General features: G+C 70.9%; 12 protein-coding genes. 2 read left to right on the top strand and 10 right to left on the bottom strand.

What is annotated here, in order from left to right; genetic code table 11:
* Positions 1–60: 60 nt before the first annotated feature.
* The gene (locus ABZT12_RS06225) at positions 61–1,626 is read left to right on the top strand and encodes a metallophosphoesterase family protein (protein ID WP_356378129.1); all 1,566 of its coding nucleotides are present in this window, start codon (positions 61–63) and stop codon (positions 1,624–1,626) included.
* Between the two features lie 36 nt (positions 1,627–1,662).
* Here ABZT12_RS06225 and ABZT12_RS06220 read toward each other — a convergent pair whose 3' ends face one another.
* Positions 1,663–2,541, bottom strand: a complete 879-nt coding sequence (locus ABZT12_RS06220) for a DUF4429 domain-containing protein (protein ID WP_356378033.1) — start codon at positions 2,539–2,541, stop codon at positions 1,663–1,665.
* Positions 2,542–2,613: 72 nt separating this feature from the next.
* Between ABZT12_RS06220 and ABZT12_RS06215 the strand changes: the two genes are divergently transcribed.
* Entirely contained in the window at positions 2,614–4,197 is a 1,584-nt protein-coding gene (locus ABZT12_RS06215; protein WP_356378030.1) for a beta-N-acetylhexosaminidase, read from the top strand.
* Between the two features lie 100 nt (positions 4,198–4,297).
* On the opposite strand, the gene ABZT12_RS06210 is transcribed toward ABZT12_RS06215, so the two are convergent.
* From ABZT12_RS06210 to ABZT12_RS06170, 9 genes are all read right to left on the bottom strand, one after another.
* Complete coding sequence (locus ABZT12_RS06210; protein WP_356378028.1) at positions 4,298–6,076, bottom strand: IucA/IucC family siderophore biosynthesis protein; 1,779 nt, start codon at positions 6,074–6,076, stop codon at positions 4,298–4,300.
* Positions 6,073–6,618, bottom strand: a complete 546-nt coding sequence (locus ABZT12_RS06205) for a GNAT family N-acetyltransferase (RefSeq protein WP_356378025.1) — start codon at positions 6,616–6,618, stop codon at positions 6,073–6,075. The genes ABZT12_RS06210 and ABZT12_RS06205 overlap by 4 nt, the downstream gene beginning before the upstream one ends.
* The gene (locus tag ABZT12_RS06200) at positions 6,615–7,892 is read right to left on the bottom strand and encodes a lysine N(6)-hydroxylase/L-ornithine N(5)-oxygenase family protein (RefSeq protein ID WP_356378022.1); all 1,278 of its coding nucleotides are present in this window, start codon (positions 7,890–7,892) and stop codon (positions 6,615–6,617) included. The genes ABZT12_RS06205 and ABZT12_RS06200 overlap by 4 nt, the downstream gene beginning before the upstream one ends.
* Positions 7,876–9,318: a lysine decarboxylase DesA gene (gene desA / locus ABZT12_RS06195; RefSeq protein WP_356378019.1), complete on the bottom strand. Its 1,443-nt coding sequence runs from the start codon at positions 9,316–9,318 to the stop codon at positions 7,876–7,878. Before desA ends, ABZT12_RS06200 begins: the two co-directional genes overlap by 17 nt.
* A 167-nt stretch (positions 9,319–9,485) precedes the next feature.
* Positions 9,486–10,535, bottom strand: a complete 1,050-nt coding sequence (locus ABZT12_RS06190) for an ABC transporter substrate-binding protein (protein ID WP_356378016.1) — start codon at positions 10,533–10,535, stop codon at positions 9,486–9,488.
* Between the two features lie 136 nt (positions 10,536–10,671).
* The gene (locus tag ABZT12_RS06185) at positions 10,672–11,832 is read right to left on the bottom strand and encodes an acyl-CoA dehydrogenase family protein (protein ID WP_356378013.1); all 1,161 of its coding nucleotides are present in this window, start codon (positions 11,830–11,832) and stop codon (positions 10,672–10,674) included.
* Between the two features lie 6 nt (positions 11,833–11,838).
* Positions 11,839–12,789 carry a hydroxymethylglutaryl-CoA lyase gene (locus tag ABZT12_RS06180; protein ID WP_356378010.1) on the bottom strand — a complete coding sequence of 317 codons (951 nt, stop codon included), beginning with the start codon at positions 12,787–12,789 and terminating at the stop codon, positions 11,839–11,841.
* Complete coding sequence (locus tag ABZT12_RS06175) at positions 12,786–14,735, bottom strand: biotin carboxylase N-terminal domain-containing protein (protein WP_356378007.1); 1,950 nt, start codon at positions 14,733–14,735, stop codon at positions 12,786–12,788. The genes ABZT12_RS06180 and ABZT12_RS06175 overlap by 4 nt, the downstream gene beginning before the upstream one ends.
* A gap of 11 nt (positions 14,736–14,746) precedes the next feature.
* Positions 14,747–16,363: a carboxyl transferase domain-containing protein gene (locus tag ABZT12_RS06170; RefSeq protein WP_356378004.1), complete on the bottom strand. Its 1,617-nt coding sequence runs from the start codon at positions 16,361–16,363 to the stop codon at positions 14,747–14,749.
* Positions 16,364–16,442 lie beyond the last annotated feature (79 nt).

Raw genomic sequence — 16,442 nt, 5'->3', positions numbered from 1 at the left:
CTGCGTCTTGCGTCCTGTTGCCTGTGCAGACGAGTTTCAGACGTCATGGACATTCCTCGTATGGGCGTGCCGGAGAAGCTTGCCGAGCGCATGAGCATGGCAGAACAGCACGAGTACCTGCGCGCGAGATTCTCGCGGCGCACGATGATCAGGGGCGGTGCCGTCACGCTCGGCGCGGTCGCGGGTGGCGCGTTCGTGCCGGGCGCCGTCGCCCAGGCCGCCGTCCCCACCCGGGCGACCGCCGCCTCCACCACCACGGTGGACGGCGCGCTCGTCTCCCCCTTCGGCCGCCACCTGGCCTTCGGCAACGACCCGAGCACGGAGGTCACGGTCTCCTGGCAGGTCCCGACCCTCGTCAAGAAGCCGTTCATCCGGATCGGCGCCCACCCCTGGGACCTCTCCCGCAAGATCGACGCCGAGGTCCGCAGCCTTTACACCCCGACCGGTGTCGGCGCCAGCGCCGACCACACGCAGTACTACCTGCACGCCAAGCTGACCCACCTGCGCCCCGGCAAGACGTACTACTACGGCGTCGGGCACACCGGCTTCGACCCGGCCGAGCCGCATCTGCTCGGCACGCTCGGCACCTTCACCACCGCTCCCGACCGCTCGGTGCCCTTCACCTTCACCGCCTTCGGTGACGAGGGCGTCGGCTACCACGGCCTGGCCAACGACAGCCTGCTGCTGGCCCAGAACCCGGCCTTCCACCTGCACGCCGGCGACATCGCCTACGCCGACCCGGCGGGCGCGGGCAAGACCGCCGACACCGGCTTCGACTCCCGGATCTGGGACCAGTTCCTGGCCCAGACCGAGTCGGTCGCCAAGTCCGTCCCGTGGATGCCGGCCTTCGGCAACCACGACATGGAGGCCTGGTACTCGCCCAACGGCTACGGCGGCGAAGAGGCCCGCTGGACGCTCCCCGACAACGGCCCGGACAGGAAGAACCTGCCCGGCGTCTACTCCTTCGTCTACGGCAACACGGCGATCATCTCGCTGGACGCCAACGACATCTCCTTCGAGATCCCGGCCAACCTCGGCATCTCCGGCGGTACCCAGACCAAGTGGCTGAAGGCGCAGCTCAAGAAGTACCGCGCCGCCAAGGAGATCGACTTCGTCGTCGTCTTCTTCCACCACTGCGCGTACTGCACCTCCACCGCGCACTCCTCGGAGGGGGGAGTACGCCAGGAGTGGGTGCCGCTCTTCGAGAAGTACACGGTCGACCTGGTGATCAACGGCCACAACCACCAGTACGAGCGCACCGACGTCATCAAGCAGAACGCCGTCACCAAGAAGCTGCCGATCGGCGGCACCGCGTACCCCGAGACCGACGGCGTGGTCTACGTGACGGCGGGCGCGGCCGGCCGCAGCCTGTACGCGTTCTCCGCCCCCGACTCCTACGAGGGCCACGAGAACGAGCTCGACTCCGTCGCCGCCTTCATCAACACGAAGGACGGCAAGGTCAACGAGACGGTCGCCTGGTCCCGGGTCCGGTACCTCAACTACTCGTTCCTGCGCGTCGACGTGAACCCCGCGCCGCGCGGCCGTACCACCACCCTGACCGTGCGCGGCATCGCCGAGACGGGCGCCGAGGTGGACCGCTTCACCGTGGCCCGCAAGGCCAAGTAGCTCTCCGCACACCCGGGCGGTCCTCGTCGGCGGATGTCACATCCGTCTGAGGACCGCCTGTTTGGCCATCGCGAACTCCTCCTCGGTCAGCACCCCGTCCCGCCGCAGCTCGCCGAGTTCGCGCAGCCGCCGCAGCAGCCCGTCGTGCCCGTCGTCGCGGTCGGCCGTCAACGGCGCCCGCCCGCACGCGAGTTCGGCCCCCGCGTCCGGTCCGGCGGCCGGGTGCGGAAGCCGGGCCTGGACGGCCGCCGCGACCAGCGCCATCAGCGGGTCCTTCCGGAAGCCCCACAGCTCCACGGCGTTGGGGTCGTACTTCGGCGGGGCCTTGGTGGGCGCGTTCTTCACCGTGAAGCGGAGAAAGCCGTTCTCCAGCCCCGCCGCGGGCAGCCACTCCACGGCCGCCAGGTCGGCGACGGCGAGGGTGCGGGGGCCCGCGGCGGCCTTGGCGTCCTCCGTCTTCCAGTTCCACTCCAGGCGCACCCGCTCGCCGTCGAAGCCCGCGGTGCCGTCCCCCGCCGAGACGGAGAGCGGCACCGCGGGCCCCGGCAGCAGATAGCGGTCCACCGGGCCGGCGGGGACCCGGTCGTGCGGCAGGGCGCCGCGCACCTCGTCCACGAAGTACTCGGCGACGCCGTACCGGCCCGGCTCCACGGCGAGCTGGTAGGGGTCGTCGGACTCGGTGAGCCGGCCGCCACTGGCGTGCAGCAGCGGGTCGGCGCCGTCCCGCAGCCGCAGCCTCAGCCGCCCGGACCTCTTGCCCTGCTCGAACGAGACACCCGCCAACGCCCGCAGTGGCACGGTCAGTTCGCCCAGGGCCCGGCGGAGCGGACTCACGTTCCGGTCCCGGCCGGGCGTCAGTCGCAGCGCGTCACCGTCGAAGACCCACGTCCCGTCCTTCTGGATGATTTCCGCCATGACGGGGATTGTTCCACCGCTCTCGCGAGAGAGTTGGTCCGTACCTTGCCGGGCTCATGGAGGGGATCTCTCGTGGGACAGCACCGCAGAACGGCCCGCTTCCTCGCATCACTGCTGCTCGTCGCGGCGGCGGGCGTCTCCCTCGGCGGCGCCGCGCCGCCCGTACGGGCCGCCACCGCGCTGGACCGGGTGATCCCGGCCCCCGCCTCGGCCGTTCCCGGCGGATCGCCGTACCGCGTCACGGGCGGCACCCGGATCCGGGTCGACGGCTCCCGCGACACGCGCCGGGTCGGCGAGTACCTCGCAAGCGTCCTGCGCCCCTCGACCGGCTACCGGCTGCCGGTCGTCACGGAGGGCCGCGGGGGTATCCGACTCCGGCTGGCCAAGGGCCCGTTCGGCGCCGAGGGCTACCGCCTGCACAGCGCCGGCGGCGGTGTCACCATCACCGCGAGCCGCCCCGCCGGGCTCTTCCACGGCGTCCAGACCCTGCGCCAGCTGCTCCCCGCCGCCGTCGAAGGGAGGTCCGTACGGCCCGGCCCCTGGACGGTCGCCGGCGGTACCGTCGAGGACACCCCGCGCTACGCCTACCGGGGCGCGATGCTCGACGTCTCCCGGCACTTCTTCACCGTCGGCCAAGTCGAGCACTACATCGACGAGTTGGCGCTCTACAAGATCAACGAGCTCCATCTCCACCTGAGCGACGACCAGGGCTGGCGCATCGCGGTCGACTCCTGGCCGCGCCTCGCCTCCCGCGGCGGCTCGACCGAGGTCGGCGGCGGCCCCGGCGGTCACTACACGAAGGCCCAGTACAAGGAGATCGTCGCCTACGCGGCCTCCCGCTATCTGGAGGTCGTCCCGGAGATCGACATGCCGGGCCACACCAACGCCGCCCTCGCCTCGTATGCCCGGCTCAACTGCGACGGTGTGGCGCCCCCGCTCTACACCGGCACCGAGGTCGGCTTCAGCTCGCTGTGCGTGGCGAAGGACCTCACCTACGCCTTCGTGGACGACGTCGTCCGTGAGCTGGCCGCGATCACCCCGGGCCGCTACCTCCACATCGGCGGCGACGAGGCCCACTCCACCAGCCACGAGGACTACGTCACGTTCACGGACCGGGTGCAGCCCCTCGTCGCCAAGTACGGCAAGACGGTGATCGCCTGGCACCAGCTGACCGGAGCGCACCCCGCGCGGGGCGCCCTCGCCCAGTACTGGGGGCTCGACGACACCGGCGCCGAGGAGAAGGCCCAGGTCGTCGCGGCGGCGCGGAACGGCACCGGGCTGATCCTCTCGCCCGCCGACCGGGTCTACCTCGACATGAAGTACACCGAGCGGACCCCGCTCGGCCAGGACTGGGCGGGCCTGGTCGAGGTGCGGCGGTCCTACGACTGGGATCCGGGCGCCTACCTCGCCGGGGCGCCCGCCTCGTCGATCCGGGGCGTCGAGGCGCCGCTGTGGTCGGAGACCATCGTGACCGCCGCGGACATCGACTACATGGCCTTCCCCAGGCTGCCGGGCGTCGCCGAACTGGGCTGGTCGCCGGCGTCGACCCACGAATGGGACGCCTACCGGGTGCGCCTCGCCGCGCAGGCGCCCCGCTGGGACGCGCTCGGGATCGACTACTACCGGTCGCCCCAAGTCCCCTGGCCCGCACGGTAGTTCACTGCCGCACGAGGGGACGCCGGGCGCCCCGGAGGTTTCGTACTCCGGGGTGCCCGCCGGTCCGGGGGCCGGGGGAGTGCGGGGTGGCGCGGGTCCGCTACCGCCCCGCGAGGGGGTTCTTCAGGGTGCCGACGAGCTGGAGCGCGCCGGAGGGGTCCGTCAGGTCCACCATCTGCTGGTTGTCGCGCAGTTGGAGCCGGTTGAGGCAGGAGAGCGCGAACTCGGGGGCGAAGAGGTCGTACTGCCGGAACCGGTCGGCGAGTTCGGGCGCCGACGCCTGGTACTCACGGGCGACCTCCGCGACCGTGCGCCAGAAGTCGTCCTCGTCCAGGACGCCCTCGGCGGCCAGGTTCGCCGAGAGGAAGCGGAAGAAGCAGTCGAAGACGTCCGTGAAGATCGACAGCAGTTTCGTCTCCTCGGGCACCTCGACCCGCAGCCGCTCCACGGCGGGCGGCAGCGCGGCGTCCGGGTCCATGACGGCGATCTCCTCGGCGATGTCCTTGAAGATCGCGCGCCGCACCACACCGTCCTCCAGGACGAGGATCACGTTCTCGCCGTGCGGCATGAAGACCAGGTCGTAGGCGTAGAAGCTGTGCAGCAGCGGGGTGAGGTACGCCCGCAGATAGCGGCGCAGCCACTCCGCCGGCGGCAGCCCCGACCGCTCGACGAGCGCGCCCGCGAAGGACGCCCCCTCGTGGTCGAGGTGGAGGAGCGCGGCCATGGTGGCCGCCGACTCGCCCTCCCGGAGCGAGCCGACCGGGCTCTCCCGCCACAGCGCGGCGAGCATCTTGCGGTACGGCGAGTAGCGGTCCGTCGCGGCCTCGTACTCCAGGTGCCGGTAGCCGACCGCCGCGCGCTCCCGGATGATCGTCAGGCCCGTCGACTTCAGCACCGGGTCGTTGTCGATGAGCCGGGCGAGCCAGTCGTTGATGGCGGGGGTGGCCTCCATGTAGGCGGCCGACAGCCCGCGCATGAAGCCCATGTTGAGGACGGACAGGGCCGTCTTCACATAGTGCTTCTCCGGGCTGGAGCGGTTGAAGAAGGTCCGCACGGACTGTTGGGCGAGGTACTCGTCGTCGCCCTCGCCGAGGCAGACGAGGTGTCGGCGCGCCACCTCGGCGGCGAAGGTGACGGTGAGCTTGTTCCGCCACTGCCAGGGGTGGACGGGGATGAGGAGGTAGTCGTCCGGGTCCAGGTCGAGTCCGGAAAGCGAGGCGCGGAAACGGTTCAGCGTCACACTTCCCAGCTCCGCCCGTACGAACGACTCGTACTCGACGCCGATCCCCGCCGTGAACGCCGCGCGTGAACGGTGCGCGGCCAGCCACACCAGACGGACCGGGCTCGCGGTCTCGGGGGCGTAGGCGAGGTAGTCCTCGATGCCGAAGCCGAGCCGGCCGTTGTTGGCGACGAAGCAGGGGTGGCCCTCGGTCATCCCCGTCTCGATGGCCTGGAAGCCGCTCTCCGCCAGCTCGGCCGAGGGGACCTGGGGTTTGGCGAGCTTGTAGCAGGTGCCGGAGAGGGTGGCGGAGATCTCCTCCAGATAGACCGGCAGGATCGCGTCGCTCAGTCCGAGCGTCTGCCTCAGTTCGATGAGGAAGTCCAGTGCGGCGAGCGGGAGTTCGGCCCCGTCGCGGGTGCGGGTGATCGAGCCGGGGTCGATCTGCCAGTGGTCCAGGGCGCGGCGGGTGGCGGTGAACCCGTAGCGGGTCAGCCCGTCGTCGCTGCGGACGACGTACCGGTCGCCGTCCTTCCCGTCCTGTTCGGGGTCGATCAGCCGCTCGTGCGCGAACTCGGCGAGGGCTTTGCGGAGCAGGAGCCGGTTGGCCCGCTCCCAGCGTTCGGGGGTGAGGTGGGCGACGGCGTCGGCGAGGGTCACGCGGACACCGCCTTCTCGAACTGTTCCCGGGTGCAGAAGCTCAGCAGTGCCTTCTTCTCCGGCTTCTGTATCTCCCGTTCGGGGACGAAGCCGACGGCCTCGTTCAGGGCGTGCACGGCCGTGTTGGCGACGTCCGGTTCGACGACGACCCGCTCGGTCGCCGGGTCGGCGAAGAGGTGCCGCAGCACGGCGGTGATGACCGCCCGGGTGAACCCGTGCACGGGGGTGTCGGTCGGCGCGACCAGGAAGTGCATCCCCACGTCACCGGGCAACGGCTCGTACAGGCCCACGAGTTCGACGTACCGGGGGTCGTAGCGCTCCATCAGGAAGACGGGCTCGCCGTCCAGCAGTCCGAGGTACGCGTCATGGTGGTCGTCGGCCGCGATGGCCGTGTACTCCCGCTCCACCTCGTGCGGCGCGGCCTCCTGCATCATCCAGAACGCGGCCTTGGGATGCGTCACCCAGCGGTGCAGCAGCTCGCAGTCCCGGGTCGGGTCGAGCGGGCGGACGGTGAAGGTGCCGGGGTCGGTGAGGGTGTTCATACGGCGAACTCCTGGAAGGCGATGGTCTTCTCGACCGGGTAGTACTCGCTGCCGAGCAGCTCGCGGATGATGTACGCGTTGCGGTAGGCGCCCATGCCGAGGTCGGGCGAGGTGACGCTGTGGGTGTGGACGCCGGCGTTCTGAAGGAAGACACCGCTGCCGGTGACGTCGATGGCGTAGTTCCGGGCGATGTCGAAGTTGCCCTGCGAGTCGCGGCGCAGCCGGTCGTGCACGGGCTTGAGGAAGTCGGGCTCGGCGTACTTGTAGCCGGTGGCGAGGATCAGGCCCTCGGAGCGCAGCGTGTACTCCTTGCCCTGTTCCTCCTGACGCAGCCTCAGTTCGTACTCCCCGTCCCGGTAAGTGGCGCCATGCAGCGCGGAGTTGGTCAGCAGCCGGGTGGGTACGGGGCCGCCGACCGCCTTCTGGTACAGCAGGTCGAAGATCTCGTTGATCAGATCGCCGTCGATGCCCTTGAACAGGCCCTTCTGCTGCTCCGTGAGCCGGTAGCGGGTCTCCTCCGGCAGCGCGTGGAAGTAGTCGACGTACTCCGGGGAGGTCATCTCCAGCGTGAGCTTGGTGTATTCGAGCGGGAAGAACCGCGGGGAGCGGGTCACCCAGTTCAGCCGGTAACCGTGGACGTCGATCTCGCTGAGCAGGTCGTAGTAGATCTCGGCGGCGGACTGCCCGCTGCCGACCAGCGTGATCGACTCCTTGGCCTGCAACTCCGCCTTGTGCCGCAGGTAACGGGAGTTGTGGATGAAGTCCCCGCCCAGACCGGCGCAGGCCTCGGGAAGGTACGGCGGGGTGCCGGTGCCCAGCACCAGTCGGCGGGCGCGGTGGACGTCGCCGCCCTCCGTCCGTACGGAGTAGAGATCGTCCTCGTACGTCACCTCGGTCACCGTCGTGCCGAAGCGCACGTTGGTGAGTTTCCCGGCGGCCCAGCGGCAGTAGTCGTCGTACTCCACACGCAGCGGGTAGAAGTTCTCCCGGATGTAGAACGAGTACAACCGCCCCTTCTCCTTCAGGTAGTTGAGGAAGGAGTACGGCGAGGTCGGGTCGGCCAGGGTGACCAGGTCGGAGAGGAACGGGGTCTGCAGATGGGCGCCGTCGAGGAACATGCCCGCGTGCCACTCGAAGTCGGGCTTGGAGTCGAGGAAGAGGCCGTCGAGTCCGGCGATCGGCTCGGTGAGGCAGGCGAGGCCGAGGTTGAAGGGCCCCAGCCCGATCCCCACGAAGTCGTAGGTCTGCTGCGCGGCGTCAGGAAACGCGGTCAAGGGACTCTCCCAGGTACTGCTCGGCATGGCCGGCGATCAGATCCAGGACGGCGGCGATGTCGCCGGCCGTCGTCTCGGGGTTGAGCAGGGTGAACTTCAGGTGGTGGCGGCCGGCGACCTTGGTGCCGGCGACCACCGCGGCACCGGAGGCGAACAGGGCCTTGCGGGCGTACAGGTTGGCCCGGTCGATCTCGGCCGGGTCGGTGACGGCCGCCGGCACGTAGCGGAAGACCAGGGTGGAGAGCGTGGGTTCGACGACCACGTCGAAGCGCGGGTCGGCGGCGAGCAGCCGCCACCCTTCGACGGCCAGGTCGCAGACCTCGTCGAAGAGCGCGCCGATGCCGTCGGCGCCCATCACGCGCAGCGTCATCCACAGCTTGAGCGCGTCGAAGCGGCGGGTGGTCTGAAGGGACTTGTCGACCTGGTTGGGGATGCGTTCCTGCACCATGCGGCGCGGGTTGAGGTACTCGGCGTGGTAGGTCGCATGGCGCAGGGTGTCGGCGTCCCGGACCAGCAGCGCCGACGAACTCACCGGCTGGAAGAAGGACTTGTGGTAGTCGACGGTGACCGAGTCGGCGTGCTCGATGCCGGTGAGGCGGTCGCGGTACTTCAGGGAGGCGAGCAGTCCGCAGCCGTAGGCCGCGTCCACGTGCAGCCAGGCCCCGAACCGTTCGCACAGCGCGGCCGTCTCGGGCAGCGGGTCGATGGAACCGAAGTCGGTGGTACCGGCGGTGGCGACGACGGCCATCGGGACGAGCCCGTCCCGCTCGCAGCGCTCCAGCTCATGGGCGAGCGCGACCGTCCGCATGCGCTTGTCGCTCCCGACCGGAACGGGCACGACGCAGTCCGGGCCGAGGCCGAGCAGTTTCGCGGACTTCCTGATGCTGAAGTGGCTGACCTCGGAGGCGAGGATCCGCAGTCGGGCCGGGTCCTCGCTCTTGGCCTCCTCGCGGGCGAGCAGCAGCGCCTGGAGGTTGGACTGGCTGCCGCCGGAGGTGAACACGCCGTCGGCGTGCGGTCCCAGACCGATGCGCTCGGCGGTCCAGTCGATCAGCCGGCGCTCGATGAGGGTGCCGCCCGCCGACTGGTCCCAGGTGTCCAGGGAGGAGTTGACGGCGGAGAGGACCGCCTCGCCGACCAGGGCGGGGATGACGACCGGGCAGTTGAGGTGGGCGAGGTAGCGGGGGTGGTGGAAGTAGACCGCGTCGCGGAGGTAGACCTCCTCCAGTTCGTCCAGTGCCGCCGTGGTGTCGTGCAGCGGGCGGTCGAGGTCGATCCGCTCGATCCGGGGGGAGAGGCCGTCGACACTGACTCCGGTGAACGGCCGCTCCGTGGTGGCGAGTTTGGCGGCCACCCGCTCCATGCCTTCCGTCACGGAGCGGCGATAGTGCTCCGCGGTCGTGCCATTGAGCAGGTGAGAGCGCATGTGGGGCTCCTCCGGTGGGGACGGGTCCGTGCGGGGAACGGGAGCGGGGCGGGGCCTTCGACTGCCCCACTCCCCAGATCAACTTAGGTAAGCCTAACCTAACTTGAGGTCACGGAAACCTGCCCCTTCCGTGACCGGCGTCACTCGCCGGGCTCGGCGGCCGTGCGTCAGCCGACCTTCTTGGCGCTCTCGATGGCCTTCGCCAAGTCCTCCAGGAGCGGGGCGCACTTGTCGTAGGAGAGGATCGGCTCGGGGTTGCGCGCGATGACCTGTCCGGCCTTCACCGCGGGGAGCTTCTTCCAGGTCCCCTCGGTGATGTCCGCGGGCTGGATCGCCGAGGTGCGGTTGTCCATCATGATGATGTCCGCCGCGTACTTGTCGACGTTCTCCCAGCTGAGGTTCTCGTACCAGCCGCCGCTCGCCTTGAGCGCGGCGGCGGACGGCTCGACGAAGTTCACGCCGAGCGCCTTGAAGTACTCCAGGTCGATGGAGAGGTCGGAGCCGGAGACGTAGAAGATGTCCTGGCTCGCGGAGCCCACCAGCACCTTGATCTCCGGATTCGCCTTGACCGCCGCGCGCAGCCGGGCCGCCGCGTCCTCGAAGCGCTTCTTCGCCTTCGTGATCGTCTCCGAAGTGGTGTCCGCGCCAAGGGACTTGGCGAGCTCCAGCATGCGGGCGAGCGGCTTCGGAAGCTGGATGTCGTACACGGAGATCCCGACGGTCGGGGCGCCGACGGCGAGGATCTTCTTCTTCGACTCCTCCGGGACGTACCAGAGGGTGCCGGTCGCGTCGAACATCGTGCTGATGAGGACGTCGGGGGAGAGGGCCGCGTACTTCTCGATGTTGAACTGGCCCCACTCGTTGCCGATCACGGTCAGCTTGCTGACGTCCATCGAACCGGCCTGGACATCGGCCTTGCCGTTCTTGAGCGTGGTCGGGCCGAAGACGCCCTTGGACTCGATGCCGTAGTCGTAGAGCGCGGCGGCCACGCCCACGAACGCGACGATGTCCGCGGGCGCCTGGCGGGCCGTGGCGCTCTGGCCGCGGTCGTCCTTGAAGCTCCAGGGGCCGGATTCGGCGGCCGAGGTCTCCTTGTCCGAGCCACCGCTTTTCGCGTCGTCGTCGCCGCAGGCCGCGAGGACGGCGCCGAGACCGAGGGCGCCGCCCGCGGCGAGGATGCCGCGGCGGGAGAGGTGAGTGGCACGGGCGTTGGGCATGGGTGGCTGCTTTCGAACAGGGCGCGTCGCCCGCCGGACAAGTAAAAGGTAGGTTAGCCTAACCTCATTACTTGTCCAGTGGGGCGAGTGCCGCCCTGGCCCAACGGTCAGCCGACGGAGCTCAGTTGACGAACAGTCAGCCCACGAGCCCCAATTCGCGGGCGATCAGCATCCGCTGCACCTCGCTGGTGCCCTCGCCGATCTCCAGGATCTTGGAGTCCCGCCACATCCGGGCCACCGGGTACTCGTTCATGAAGCCGTAGCCGCCGTGCACCTGCGTGGCGTCCCGCGCGTTGTCGACCGCGATCGTCGACGAGTACAGCTTCGCCAGCGCCGCCTCCTTCTTGAACGGCTCCCCGGCCACCAGCCGCGACGCCGCGTCCCGCCAGGCCAGCCGGGAGGTGTGGGCCTTCATCTCCATGTCGGCGATCTTGAACTGGATGGCCTGGTTGGCGCCGATCGGCTTCCCGAACGCGTGCCGCTCCTTGGCGTACTTCACCGACTCGTCGACACACCCCTGCGCCAGCCCCGTCGCCAGCGCCGCGATGGCGATCCGGCCCTCGTCCAGGATCCGCAGGAACTGCGCGTACCCGCGGCCCACTTCACCGAGCAGGTTCGCGGCCGGCACCCGCACGTCCGTGAAGGACAGCTCACGGGTGTCCGACGCGTTCCACCCGACCTTCGAGTACGGCGCCGCGACCGCGAAGCCGGGCGTGCCCGACGGGACGATGATCGACGAGATCAGCGGCCTGCCGTCGGTCTTGCGGCCGGTGACCGCGGTGACCGTCACCAGACCGGTGATGTCCGTACCGGAGTTGGTGATGAAGCATTTGGAGCCGTTGATCACCCACTCGTCGGTCTCCGGGTCGAGCCGGGCCGTCGTCCGGGTCGCGCCGGCGTCCGAGCCGCCGTCGGGCTCGGTCAGTCCGAAGGCGCCGAGCATCTCCCCGGCGCACAGCCGGGGCAGCCACTCGGCCTTCTGCGCGTCGGTGCCGAAGAGGTGGATCGGCATGGCGCCCAGCGAGACGCCCGCCTCCAGGGTGATCGCCACCGAGGAGTCGACCCGGGCCAGCTCCTCCAGGGCGATCCCGAGCGCCAGGTAGTCGCCGCCCATCCCGCCGTACTCCTCCGGGAAGGGCAGTCCGAACAGGCCCATGCGGCCCATCTCGCGGACGATCTCGTAGGGGAACTCGTGGCGCTCGTAGAAGTCGCCGATCTTCGGGGCGACGACGTCCTGGGCGAACTGCCGGACCGTACGGCGGAGTTCGTCCAGTTCGGGGGAGAGGCGGTGGTCCATGGCGGCTCACTGGTCCTTGTGGGAGAGGGCGCGGACGGTGCGGGAAGGGCTGGGGCGGCCCAGTTGTTCGGCCATCCACACGCTGGTGGCGGTGAGCCGGCCGAGATCGACCCCGGTCTCGATGCCGAGGCCCTGGAGCATCCACACGAGGTCTTCGGTGGCGAGGTTCCCGGTGGCCGATCTGGCGTACGGGCAGCCGCCGAGGCCGCCCGCGGAGGCGTCGACCGTGGTCACTCCGTGCTGGAGGGCGGCCAGGGTGTTGGCGAGCGCCTGGCCGTAGGTGTCGTGGAAGTGCACGCCGAGCGCGGAGGTGGGGACGCCCTCCTCGTTCAGCTCGGCCAGCAGATCCTGTACGTGCCCGGGGGTGGCGACCCCGATCGTGTCGCCGAGGCTCAGTTCGTCGCAGCCCATCGACCGCAGCGACCGGCAGACGCGGACCACCTGGTGGACGGGGACCGCGCCCTCCCACGGGTCGCCGAAGCACATGGAGAGATAGCCGCGCACATGGACGCCCGCCGCCTTCGCGCGCGCGACCACCGGCTCGAACATGGCGAGCGCCTCGTCCACCGTGCGGTTGAGGTTGGCCTTCGCGAAGGACTCGGTGGCGCTGGCGAAGACGGCCACCCGGGTCGCGCCGAGGGAGAGCGCCCGGTCGAGGCCGCGCTCGTTCGGCACCAGCACCGGGAGTGCCACCGGCAGCTCCGAGACGAGCGGGAACAGCCGCTCCGCGTCCGCCAGTTGGGGCACCCACTTGGGGTGTACGAAGCTGGTCGCCTCGATCGTGGTCAGTCCGGCGTCGGCGAGCCGGCGCACGAACTCCGCCTTGACCTCCGTCGGCACCGTCGCCTTCTCGTTCTGCAGTCCGTCGCGCGCGCCGACCTCGTGGATCCGCACCCGCGCGGGCAGGCCCGGTGCCGGTACGGCCATCGGCAGTGACGCCGTCGGGAGGGACGTCATTCCGCCTCCTCGGCCGGGGTGATGACCGCCAGCACCTGGTCCATGGCGACCGTCGTGCCCGGGCCGACGTCCAGTTCGGCCACGGTCCCGGCGTGCGGCGCCAAGACGACGTGCTCCATCTTCATCGCCTCGACGACCAACAGGCTCTGCCCGGCGACCACTTCGTCCCCCACGGCGACCTTCACCACGGTGACCGTGCCGGGCATGGGCGCGGTCAGCGAACCGGCCCCGGAGCGCGCCGCCCCGGAGAGCGACGCGGCCACGGGGTCGTGGTCGCGCACCTGCCAGGCGTCACCGTCGCGGCCCAGCCAGTCGGCGGCCCGGTGGAAGGTGTGCCGGACCCCGTCGACCGTGACGGACACCTCGTCGGCGGTGACGGTGTGGGCGCCGTCGGCGCCGCGGGTGACCGGGTCGAACCCCGGCACCCGCAACGGGAAGGCGACCGGCCTCGGCGCGCCCCCGAGCCGCCATCCGCTCGGCACCGAGAACGGGTCCGTCCAGCCGCCGGCCGCCGGCCGCAGCGCCTCCAGCCGTACGGCCGCCGCCGCCGCGTACACCTCGTCCGGCACCTCCTGCGGCACCAGGGACTCCGCCTCGCGCTCGACCAGTCCGGTGTCCAACTCGCCCGCCACGACCGCGGGATGGGCGAGCAGCCGGCGCAGGAACCCCGCGTTCGTGGGCACGCCCAGCGTGACCGTGCCGGCGAGGGCGGCCCGGAGCTTCCTGAGCGCGGTCGCGCGGTCCGGGCCGTGCGCGACGACCTTGGAGAGCATCGGGTCGTAGAGGCTGCCGACCTCGGTCCCCTCGGCGAGTCCGGAGTCGGTCCGTACGCCCTCGCCCCGGGGTTCGCGCAGCCTGAGCACGGTGCCGCCGGACGGCAGGAACCCGGGCGAGCCCGCCGCGAAGGAGACCGTCTCGGCGCAGATCCGCGCCTCCACCGCGTGCCCGGTGAGGGTGATGTCGTCCTGCGCGTACGGCAGCCGCTCGCCCGCCGCGACCCGCAGCTGCCACTCCACCAGGTCGAGCCCGGTGACCAGTTCGGTGACCGGATGCTCCACCTGGAGGCGGGTGTTCATCTCCATGAAGTAGTACGACGACGGGTCGCCGCCGGGGACGATGAACTCGACCGTGCCCGCGCCCTCGTAGCCGCAGGAGCGGGCCGCCTGGACCGCCGCCTCACCCATCGCGGCCCGCGTTCCCTCGTCGAGGAGCACGCTCGGCGCCTCCTCGATGATCTTCTGGTGGCGGCGCTGGAGCGAGCACTCGCGCTCGCCCAGGTGCACCACCTGGCCGTGGCCGTCGGCCAGCACCTGGATCTCGATGTGCCGGGGCCGGTCCACCCAGCGCTCGACGAGGAGCGTGTCGTCGCCGAAGGAGGCGCGAGCCTCGCGGCGGGCGGCGGCGATCTCCTCGGCGAGCAGGGCGGCCTCGCGCACCAGCCGCATGCCCTTGCCGCCGCCGCCCGCGCTCGGCTTCAGCAGCACCGGCAGGCCGATCTCCCGGGCGGCGTCGATGAGTTGGGCGTCGGTCAGTCCGCTGCCGCTGGACCCGGGGACGACCGGCACGCCGGCCGCCGCCACCGTCTCCTTGGCGCGGATCTTGTCGCCCATCAGGGCGATCGCGTCGGCCGGCGGCCCGATGAACACCAGCCCGGCCCCGGCGCAGGCGCGCGCGAAGCCGGCGTTCTCCGCGAGGAAGCCGTACCCCGGGTGCACGGCCTGGGCGCCGGTGCGGGCGGCGGCCTCCAGGATGCGCTCCACGGACAGATAGCTCCCGGCGGCCGGCGCCGGTCCGATCCGTACCGCCGTGTCGGCCTCCCGGACATGCCGGGCGTCCGCGTCGGCGTCGGAGTGGACGGCGACGGAGCGCACCCCGAGGGCGCGCAGCGTCCGCATCACCCGCACGGCGATCTCGCCCCGGTTGGCCACGAGCACGGTGTCGAACACGGGTCCCCTCCTCACATCCGGAAGACGCCGAACTGGGGCTCGCCCAGCGGCGCGTTGGCACAGGCGGTCAGCGCGAGACCCAGCACCTGGCGGGTCTCCAGCGGGTCGATGACCCCGTCGTCCCAGAGCCGGGCGGTGGCGTAGTAGGCGTTGCCCTGGCGCTCGTACTGGCGGCGGATCGGGTCCTTGAAGCTCTCCTCGTCGTCCGCGGACCAGGACTCGCCGCGCGCCTCCAGCTGGTCCCGCTTGACGGTCGCGAGGACGGACGCGGCCTGCTCACCGCCCATCACGGAGATCTTGGCGCCGGGCCACATCCACAGGAAGCGCGGCGAGTACGCCCGGCCGCACATCGAGTAGTTGCCCGCGCCGTAGGACCCGCCGACCACCACGGTCAGCTTCGGCACGCGCGTGCAGGCCACCGCGGTGACCATCTTGGCGCCGTGCTTGGCGATGCCGCCGGCCTCGTAGTCCTTGCCGACCATGAAGCCCGAGATGTTCTGGAGGAACACCAGGGGGATGCCCCGCTGGTCGCACAGCTCGATGAAGTGGGCGCCCTTCTGGGCGGATTCGGAGAACAGGATGCCGTTGTTGGCGACGATCCCCACCGGGTGGCCGTGGATCCGGGCGAAGCCGGTGACCAGGGTCTGCCCGAACTCCGCCTTGAACTCGGCGAATCGGGAGCCGTCGACCACGCGCGCGATGATCTCGCGCACGTCGTAGGGGGTGCGGGAGTCGACCGGGACCGCGCCGTACAGCCCGTAGGGGTCGACCTTCGGCTCGGCGGCCTCGGTCACCGCCCAGGGCAGGGGCCCGCGCGCGGGGAGCGTGGCCACGATGTTCCGCACGATGCGCAGCGCGTGCGCGTCGTCCTCCGCGAGGTGGTCGGTGACGCCCGACACGCGTGCGTGGACCTCGCCGCCGCCCAGCTCCTCGGCGGTGACGATCTCGCCGGTGGCCGCCTTCACCAGGGGCGGCCCGCCGAGGAAGATCGTCCCCTGGCCGCGCACGATGACGGCCTCGTCGCTCATCGCCGGGACGTAGGCGCCGCCCGCGGTGCACGAGCCGAGGACGGCCGCGATCTGCGGGATGCCCGCGCCCGACATCCGGGCCTGGTTGTAGAAGATCCGCCCGAAGTGCTCGCGGTCGGGGAACACCTCGTCCTGCATCGGCAGGAAGGCGCCCCCGGAGTCGACGAGACAGAGACAGGGGAGGCGGTTCTCCAGGGCGATCTCCTGGGCGCGCAGGTGCTTCTTCACCGTCATCGGGTAGTACGTGCCGCCCTTGACGGTGGCGTCGTTGGCGACGATCACGCACTCGCGCCCGCTGACCCGGCCGATCCCGGCGATCACACCCGCGGCCGGGGCCGCCCCGTCGTACATCCCCTCGGCCGCGAGGGGCGCCAGCTCCAGGAACGGCGACCCGGGGTCGAGGAGGGTGTCGACCCGGTCGCGCGGGAGCAGCTTGCCGCGCGCGGTGTGCCGGGCGCGCGCCTTCTCGCCGCCGCCCAGGGCCGCCGCGGCGAGCTTGCCGCGCAATTCCTCGACGAGGGCGCGGTGCGCGTCCTCGTTGGCCCGCCAGGCCTCCGACGCGGGATCTGCCGCGCTCGTCAGCTCCGGTGCCTCTTGCATACTGCGGTCCCCTCACCCAGCGATCGACTGTTAATGAGCGTTAACCATTCCCTCCAGGTTAACGAGCGCTAACCTCCCT

The organism is Streptomyces sp. NPDC005423 (assembly GCF_040606415.1).
GTDB lineage: Bacteria > Actinomycetota > Actinomycetes > Streptomycetales > Streptomycetaceae > Streptomyces.
This window is presented reverse-complemented; position numbering and strand designations above follow the sequence as displayed.

Coding starts and splice junctions, on each gene's coding strand:
- ABZT12_RS06205 (WP_356378025.1), bottom strand. CDS start 6,618: ATGAACACCCTCACCGACCCCGGCACCTTCACCGTCCGCCCGCTCGAC.
- ABZT12_RS06170 (WP_356378004.1), bottom strand. CDS start 16,363: ATGCAAGAGGCACCGGAGCTGACGAGCGCGGCAGATCCCGCGTCGGAG.
- desA (WP_356378019.1), bottom strand. CDS start 9,318: ATGCGCTCTCACCTGCTCAATGGCACGACCGCGGAGCACTATCGCCGC.
- ABZT12_RS06190 (WP_356378016.1), bottom strand. CDS start 10,535: ATGCCCAACGCCCGTGCCACTCACCTCTCCCGCCGCGGCATCCTCGCC.
- ABZT12_RS06225 (WP_356378129.1), top strand. CDS start 61: ATGGGCGTGCCGGAGAAGCTTGCCGAGCGCATGAGCATGGCAGAACAG.
- ABZT12_RS06185 (WP_356378013.1), bottom strand. CDS start 11,832: ATGGACCACCGCCTCTCCCCCGAACTGGACGAACTCCGCCGTACGGTC.
- ABZT12_RS06180 (WP_356378010.1), bottom strand. CDS start 12,789: ATGACGTCCCTCCCGACGGCGTCACTGCCGATGGCCGTACCGGCACCG.
- ABZT12_RS06220 (WP_356378033.1), bottom strand. CDS start 2,541: ATGGCGGAAATCATCCAGAAGGACGGGACGTGGGTCTTCGACGGTGAC.